This window comes from Devosia faecipullorum (assembly GCF_015158295.1).
GTDB lineage: Bacteria > Pseudomonadota > Alphaproteobacteria > Rhizobiales > Devosiaceae > Devosia > Devosia faecipullorum.
The window spans coordinates 21,872-29,320 of the sequence record NZ_JACDXV010000011.1 but is presented as its reverse complement, the minus strand read 5'-3'; the positions used below and the strand labels follow the sequence as shown (position 1 = coordinate 29,320).

Sequence of the window (7,449 nt, the reverse complement as noted above, 5' to 3'; positions counted from 1 at the left end):
CTGCTCGGCAGGCTTTTTGGTGCTCGGGGATTTAGCAGTCATCTTGGTTCCTTCGTCAGACGACGAGACCAAAACACTCCTTAAAGCTCAACCCTCAATCTGTGCCATGGGCGCTGACGGGGAACAGTTTTGCCGTTTCTGCTCTTCGACGAAAGCGCTCTGGCACTCAGGGTGTCGAATATCATTGCCATCCTGCTGCTGTTCCTTACCGGCTTCGCATTCGGGCTTTATGTCGGGCGCCCGTGGCAGACCGGAATGCTGATGGTGTTGATCGGCATTGCGCTCGTTGCCATCGCATTCGTACTCGGCGGATGATGCGTCGCCTTGCGGCGCGATGAACTGTTCTGCCCTCTCCGCCACTTCCGATACCGCTCAGGCGCCAGGGAGCCCCATCGTACGGCACCCAGCCTACAGGTAGTGAGGGGGCGCGGGCCGCCTGATCGTCCGCATCAAAGGCGGCGTAAACACCAAGCTTTATGCCGTAACGGATGCGAATGGTCGCCCGATCGGTTTCTTCACAACAGGCCGCTCAGGTCAGCGACTACACCGGCGCCGCAGCCATGCCTGATGAGCTTTCCAAGGCCAAATGGCTGCCGACCGACCGTGTCTATGATGCCGATTGGTATCGTGACGCATTGCAGGCGAAGTGGATTACGCCCTGTATTCTGGGTAGGAAATCCCGGAACACAGAGGGCAATTGCGGCAAGCTCCGCTATAAACAGCGCAATTGGGTCGAGGTCATGTTTGGGCGCGTCGCGACGCGCAACGACAAGTGTCCAATGGCATTCTTCTCAGAAATTACTCTCGCTGCAACGCATGAAGTCGTGAATGGCGCCCTGCCCTTTGGCGGATTGCAGATCGCAACGCTCCACGTCATCTCGTGCGGCCCGCGAGGAAACCTGCAAGTCAGGAAGCCGTCGATGTGCAAATTTGGTCTGGTCGGGAGGATTTTCGTCCTTCCCTTGCTGCTTTGCGTTCTGGCTGCGCAGGCTGTAGTCCCGGTTGGAGCGCAATCGCCTCCGTCCGAATACTGTTTGCCTTCTCCGCTGGCGCCCGTTTTGTGCAGAAGCCGGATGACGCAGACTATGCCGACATGGCCTATTCCCCTTATGCGCCGATCGACGAAACTGCCTATATTTACCACCCGCGCCGAGGGCGAGAAACCCGCCATCTACGTGCTGGAACTACCCGAGCAGACCGAGTTGGAGGGCATCTCCTTCGACACCGGCGGCATGACCAATGCGGAGAAATCGGTGAAGGGTGTAACGGTTGAAGTGTCCGATACTTCGGCCACCGCTGGTTTTTCCGCCGCGTTCGCCGCCGAACTCCAGATTGACCGCAACGATCAGAACTTCATCTTGCCGCAGAAGGCGGTCGGTCGCTGGGTCAGGCTCATCTTCACCAGCAAATACGGAGCCGAGAACTACGGGGTGACCGGTTTCCACGGCTACGGTCGCCGACTGACCGACACGGCGCATGTCGACAATGTCAGTGGCATCTACGAAGGCGCGAACGGGTGGGGAACGTGCATCTTGAGCAGGAAGGAGGCCGGTTGACCGACTGCTTCGATTATCGGTCCGGGCTAATCGGCGCGGCAGTGGACGGCCGAATGCTCAGGGGCGAGATGACCGAACATGAGGAGGACGGCAGCGACGTGCGGCATTTGCTTGCGCTCTTCGCCTTCACCCCTGGCAACGAATCCCTGTTTGTCCTGAGCCGAGCGGATGATTCCAACCCCGAATATGGATATGATTCCTTTTGGAGCACTGAGAGAATCTCCAGCGACATCAGCGATTGTCCGAACATTCCCAACTGGCGCGGCAGCGCGGCCGGTTCGCAACTTGGCGCCGACCTGGAGTCTGCTGGCCGCTCACGGTTCGACGGCGCCAATTTCGACTTCAATTCCGCAGTGATACAGGCAGCTTCCTATCCAATGCTCGACCAGGTCGCCGAATTGCTGCGCGAGCACGAAGACTGGGCGATCATGCTGGAGGGCCACACCGACAATATCGGTACGGACGCATTCAACAAGGATCTGTCAAGCCGCCGGGCGGCTGCGGTGCAGACCTACCTAGTGTCCAAGGGTGTAACTGCCGGGCGGCTGCCGGCGCTGGGTTTCGGCTTCGACAGGCCGGTTGCCCCCAACGACACTCAGGGCGGGCGCACCCTCACCCGGCGTGTCGAGATTGTCAAAATGTGAGTGGTTTCTCGGCAGTGAGATACTTGCAGCCAACACTACCTCCGCGGTGTTTTTGTCCTTTCGGGCAACGCCATATCCGCGGCGGCGCAGAGCGTCTTTTCCGCAACCTCCAAGACCGGGGACATAATGGCGACGCATATCGCTGCGCCAAAATGATATGCCGGCTGGTGGGAATTTACCGATCTGGCCCGTAACGGTGATGAATTGGCCAAAACCCATCTCTGTACCGGTGAGGAATCCGAGGCCGTCTACTTCGCCTTCAACCAGATTTCGAGGGAAATGCGCACCGCCCATAGCCCGGAAGTCCGCAACCCTGTCAGAGGTTTCGCCCAGCCACTTGTGCCTGCGACCTGGGCTCAGGACCCACTAATTTGACGAAATTTGCCTGAGCCTAGTTGGCGAGCAGTTCCGAGATTCCACCTCTAGCGCATGTCGGCTTGCGGCTACGATGGAGTTGAGAAATACCGTTGATGAGGGCAGCCTTCGATGGCAACTACTGATGCTTCGCTTCTACAAGCGGACCGTCCGAAGCCGACCCCATATCGGTCATCAACGATGACTGATGTACGCCCGAGAGCTGACATTCAGTTGAGGCACACTTCGTCGTTTGGCGGCGGTCATTGGGGGCAGTGCGAGCCTCTTGCGCGGCTGAGTGCCTCATATCACCGATACTGCTTTCCCGAGCTGGCGCTGCGTGAACGTGATAGGAATAGTGCTTGCAAAGCCTGACCTGACTCGAACCCGGAATGACACGCCTGATGCCCCCGTCACTGCGAAGCCGCCTGAATGTTGCCCTGCTGGTCGTAGCCCTGTCAGGGCTGGTTTCAGGCTTGGGTCTGATGTGGGCCAGCAACAACGAGCTTGCCAGGATTGCGTGGTTCGTTGGCGTCGTTCCTGTCCTCGCAGCCCTTCTTGTCGAAATCGTCCGCAGTCTTGCCAAGGGCGAAGTGGGCTTGGATATCGTGGCCGCACTTTCAATGTCGGCCGCCTTGTTTTTTGGTGAGACGCTGGCGGCGGCCGTCGTTGCCCTGATGTATTCAGGCGGCACGTTCCTCGAGAGCTTTGCGGAAGGCAGAGCCCGTCGCGAAATGAGCCAGCTGCTGTCCCGCGTGCCACGGACCGCCACCCGGCACCGAGACGGCAAGCTCGAAGAGGTGCCGCTCGACGCTATCGAGCCGAGCGATCTGCTCCTGATCCGACAGGGCGACGTGGCGGCCGTGGATGGTGCTGTTGAAAGCAGCACGGCGATGTTGGATCAGTCAGCACTGACAGGCGAGTCGATGCCGGTGCAGCTTGGCCGTGGCCAGAATGTGATGAGCGGCTCAACCAATGCAGGCGAGGCGTTCGATCTTCGGGTTACGCGACGCGCCTCGGAAAGCACTTATGCCGGGATCGTGCGGCTGGTCGAGGCGGCCCAGGCATCAAAGGCGCCGATGGCTAGACTCGCCGACCGCTATTCCCTGCTGTTCCTGCTCATCACCGTGATCCTTGCAACGCTGGCGTGGTGGTTCACCGGCGACCCCATACGCGCCGTGGCGGTCCTTGTGGTCGCAACACCTTGCCCGTTGATCTTGGCTGTTCCGGTGGCGCTTGTGGCAGGGCTGTCGCGGGCAGCGCAGTTTGGCGTGCTGATCAAGGGCGCCAGGCCGCTTGAAGCGCTCGCCAGCATCCGGACGCTGGTATTGGACAAGACCGGCACCCTGACGGATGGACGCCCCCAGATCGTTTCGATCGATACGATTGAGAGCGTGAGCGAGGAAGAACTGCTGTTCCTGGCCGCTTCGCTTGAGCAGGCGTCCAAACATCCGATGGCGCAAGCCATCGTGACATCGGCGCGCGAGCGCGGAAGCGTCCTGCGCATTCCCGGGGAGGTTGTGGAGGTCCCGGGAGAAGGCCTTGAGGGTACGGTTGATGGCCGCAAGGTTGTGGTTGGCGGCGCAAGCTTTGTCGCGCATCGCATTGGCAGCGCCGTACCCGAAAGCCGCATTCTCGATGCTGGCGCCGCTCTTGTTGCAGTGGCAATTGACGGAAAGCTCGCCGGACACATCACTATGGCCGATGCATTGCGCTCGGGAACGCAAGGGCTGCTGGCAGGCCTACGGCGCTTGGGCATATCCCGGATCATGCTGGCGACCGGCGATCGGCGCGCTGTGGCCGACGCCATCACGGCTGGATTGAACCTCGATGCAGTCCACGCCCAGATGACGCCTGACCAGAAAGTGCAGCTGATCCTGACCGAAAGGGAAGGCCATGCTCCTGTGATGATGGTGGGTGACGGCGTCAATGATGCGCCGGCGCTGGCCGCGGCGGATGTCGGGGTGGCGATGGGCGCGCGTGGCGCTGCCGCCTCTGCAGAGGCAGCCGATGTCGTCCTGCTGGTCGATCACCTCGATCGCCTGCTGCCCGGGGTCGAAATAGCGCAAGGCGCGCGGCGGATTGCGCTGCAGAGCGTTGCTGTCGGCATCGGCCTGTCGGTCGCAGGCATGATCGCTGCGGCGCTTGGCTACCTGACGCCAGTCCAGGGGGCGCTGCTGCAGGAGGCCATAGACGTCGCCGTCATTCTCAATGCCCTGCGAGCGTTGCGGATCAGACCACATGCGCTTCCCACTCCAGATATTGCTACCGCGTCCTAGGAGGATAGTGATGAGCCGCTTTTCGCATCCTGAAGTCCACAGCATGTGTCGGATCTTCGGGGTTAGCGCCGGATAGCGCGGAGGTCGGTTGATCTCGATCAACGCGTGACGGTTGAACAGGCGTAGACTGAGGCCTAAACGGAGGTGGTCATGCGTATACAGGACAAGGTTGCGGTCGTCACGGGAGCTGGCTCAGGCATCGGTTTGGCCATTGCCCGCCGGTTCGTGGCGGAAGGGGCAAAGGTTGTTGCCCTAGACTGGCATGCCGACGCCATCGCGGCGGCAGTGAGCGACATCGGAGGCGCCATCATCGGCATGACGGGTGATGTGTCCAAGGAGGCAGACTGCGTTGCGATGATCGATCGTGCAGCAGCCGAATTTGGGCGCGTCGACATTCTGGTCAACAATGCCGGCGTGATGGACCTGTTCCAGTCCGTTGCCGACGTCGACAACGCGACATGGCGCCGCTGCATGGCGGTCAATGTCGACGGGCCTATGTATGCCATGCGACGAGCGGTTCCGCTGATGCTGGAACTGGGAGGCGGCTCAATCGTCAATATCGCATCCGTGGCCGCTACAGGTGGCGGCGCAGCGGGCGCGGCCTATACCGCCTCCAAGCACGCGCTGATCGGCCTGACCAAGAGTACAGCGTTTCAATATGCTAAGCTTGGACTGCGCTGCAATGCGCTGGCAGTGGGCGGCGTCAGCACCAACATCATGGATAGCGTCGAGGGGCACGCGCTCGACCAGGCTGGGCTCGGGCGATTGGGTGCTTATCAGGCCAGCAATCCGGGTATGCTTGAACCGGCCGACATCGCCAATGCCGTTCTGTTTCTCGCCTCCGACGAGGCCCGTCACCTCAATGGCGCGGTGCTGCCGGTGGATATGGGCTGGAGCGCGGCATGACCGATAGAGGACGTGCGACTACCGACACCGCACTGCGTGTTTTTGTCCCGCTTTGGCTGTTCTTTGCCGGTTGCGTCGTCGCACAGGCATTCGATCGAGTTGAAGACGGCCGGGCGTTGGTGACGATGTACTGTGCCGATTGTCATGCGATCGGAACCAATGGCGAAAGCCCCCTGAATATCGCGCCACGGTTTCGTGACCTTCATCTGCGCTACGACGTGGAGTTCCTGAGCGAAGCGCTTGTCGAAGGGATCGTTACAGCCCATCCCGAAATGCCGCAGTTCGAGTTTGACCCTGACCAGGCTGCAGCTATCGTTGCTTACCTCAAGACATTGGAGCCTTGAGGCCAGTGGGGGCACGTCCTGATGAGAGATGGCGCTACGTCCAACAGTTGCGATCCTGTTGACCCGCCATTGCGCTCGCCAGCTAGAGCATGTCAGCTTTCAGATCGGCTGGTCCAGAAGCTGACTGTCTGAAAACCACCCCATTTGCGCCATTCCAAACCACGCGCGCCATTCCTCCATTCATGCGCCGTTCATCATCTTGGCCTTACCACGCTCCTGCCTTATTGAAGGGACATCACAAGGCCACTTTTTTCGCGAATCCTTCAGGGGGATAATGATGAAGTCGAAGGTTCTCGTCGCTCTTGCAGCGGCATTGGCGCTCAGCGCCTGCACCACTACCGATCCCTATACCGGCCAGAGCCGTATCTCCAACACCGCCGGCGGGTCGCTGCTGGGCGCTGGTGGCGGCGCGGTTGCGGGCGCCATTGTCGGCGCAGCAGTAGGTGGCGATCCGCGCGTGGGCGCTTTGATCGGCGCTGGCGTCGGTGGCCTCACCGGCGGGGCCATCGGCAATTACATGGATCAGCAGGAAGCCGAATTGCGCGCCCAATTGCAGGGCACCGGCGTCTCGGTGACCCGCGCGGGCGACCAGATCATCCTCAACATGCCGTCCAACATCACCTTCGCCACCGACCAGTCCACGGTGCAGCCGCAATTCAACCAGACGCTGGTCTCGGTCGCGCTGGTGCTCAAGAAGTTCGACAAGACCATCGTGGACGTCTATGGCCACACCGACTCGACCGGTTCGAGCGACCACAATCTGGCGCTCAGCCAGCGCCGCGCGGTGTCGGTGGCCACGATCCTGGCCAATCAGGGCATCGATCAGCGCCGGTTCTACATCGAGGGCAAGGGCCCTTCGAGCCCCATCGCTTCCAACGCCACCGAATCCGGCCGCGCCCAGAACCGCCGCGTGGAAATCCAGCTCTCGCCCATTCGCGGCTGACGCGCATGACCAAGGCGGCATGGCAGCCCATGCCGTCGCAATCAGCATCATCCGGCACGCCGGCTGATGCATGAAATTCCAGCGCCTTCTGGTCGTAATGGCCTATTGCGTCGTGGTCTGTGTCACCGGCGCCGATGTCGGACTTCCCGGCTGCATGTCGGTGCCCGGCGCGCCAGATATCATCTGAAGCACCAGCAGCAGCGCGATGATGATGGCCAGGGCGATCATGCCATAAAGCCACCAATTGGTCGGCCCGGTCCCGCCCAGGGATGTCTCGTGCTCGCCGGCCACCCGGATGGCGGAATCGTCGGGAAGCTCGATCCGCGAGCCGTTCTCGTCCACGAGAAAATCCACCCGCGCCGTCTCGCGCACCTTGCCGTCCAATTTGGGTTCCTGTTCTGCCATCACCCTGTCTCCCTGTTC

Annotated in this window: 7 protein-coding genes and 1 pseudogene; 7 read left to right on the top strand and 1 reads right to left on the bottom strand. The window is 61.0% G+C overall.

All coding sequences use genetic code 11. The features are described 5' to 3' along the window. Positions 1-129 precede the first annotated feature (129 nt). The 7 genes and pseudogenes from H0482_RS16045 to H0482_RS16015 all read left to right on the top strand — a co-directional run bounded on the left by H0482_RS16045 (position 130) and on the right by H0482_RS16015 (position 7,026). Complete coding sequence (locus H0482_RS16045; protein ID WP_193731057.1) at positions 130-315, top strand: VIT1/CCC1 transporter family protein; 186 nt, start codon at positions 130-132, stop codon at positions 313-315. A gap of 75 nt (positions 316-390) precedes the next feature. Then, positions 391-815, top strand: a pseudogene (locus H0482_RS16040) (IS5/IS1182 family transposase); the annotation flags it as partial. A 737-nt stretch (positions 816-1,552) separates the two neighbouring features. Next, positions 1,553-2,200 (top strand): OmpA family protein, encoded by a 648-nt coding sequence (locus H0482_RS16820; protein WP_330998280.1) that lies wholly within the window; start codon positions 1,553-1,555, stop codon positions 2,198-2,200. Between the two features lie 746 nt (positions 2,201-2,946). Beyond that, the gene (locus H0482_RS16030; protein ID WP_230989699.1) at positions 2,947-4,833 is read left to right on the top strand and encodes a heavy metal translocating P-type ATPase; all 1,887 of its coding nucleotides are present in this window, start codon (positions 2,947-2,949) and stop codon (positions 4,831-4,833) included. 150 nt (positions 4,834-4,983) lie between these two features. Next, positions 4,984-5,739, top strand: a complete 756-nt coding sequence (locus H0482_RS16025; protein ID WP_146291693.1) for an SDR family NAD(P)-dependent oxidoreductase — start codon at positions 4,984-4,986, stop codon at positions 5,737-5,739. After that, a complete protein-coding gene (locus H0482_RS16020) occupies positions 5,736-6,083 on the top strand; it encodes a c-type cytochrome (protein ID WP_193731056.1) in 348 nt (115 codons plus the stop codon). The genes H0482_RS16025 and H0482_RS16020 overlap by 4 nt, the downstream gene beginning before the upstream one ends. A 274-nt stretch (positions 6,084-6,357) precedes the next feature. Next, positions 6,358-7,026 (top strand): OmpA family protein, encoded by a 669-nt coding sequence (locus H0482_RS16015; protein ID WP_193731055.1) that lies wholly within the window; start codon positions 6,358-6,360, stop codon positions 7,024-7,026. A 102-nt stretch (positions 7,027-7,128) separates the two neighbouring features. Here the strand turns inward: H0482_RS16015 and H0482_RS16010 are convergent, their stop codons facing one another. Continuing rightward, entirely contained in the window at positions 7,129-7,431 is a 303-nt protein-coding gene (locus H0482_RS16010) for a hypothetical protein (protein WP_193731054.1), read from the bottom strand. Between the last annotated feature and the right edge of the window lie 18 nt (positions 7,432-7,449).

Bases quoted from the DNA above. Each gene is read 5' to 3' on its own strand.
- H0482_RS16030 (WP_230989699.1), top strand. From the start codon at position 2,947: ATGACACGCCTGATGCCCCCGTCACTGCGAAGCCGCCTGAATGTTGCC.
- H0482_RS16010 (WP_193731054.1), bottom strand. From the start codon at position 7,431: ATGGCAGAACAGGAACCCAAATTGGACGGCAAGGTGCGCGAGACGGCG.
- H0482_RS16020 (WP_193731056.1), top strand. From the start codon at position 5,736: ATGACCGATAGAGGACGTGCGACTACCGACACCGCACTGCGTGTTTTT.
- H0482_RS16015 (WP_193731055.1), top strand. From the start codon at position 6,358: ATGATGAAGTCGAAGGTTCTCGTCGCTCTTGCAGCGGCATTGGCGCTC.
- H0482_RS16025 (WP_146291693.1), top strand. From the start codon at position 4,984: ATGCGTATACAGGACAAGGTTGCGGTCGTCACGGGAGCTGGCTCAGGC.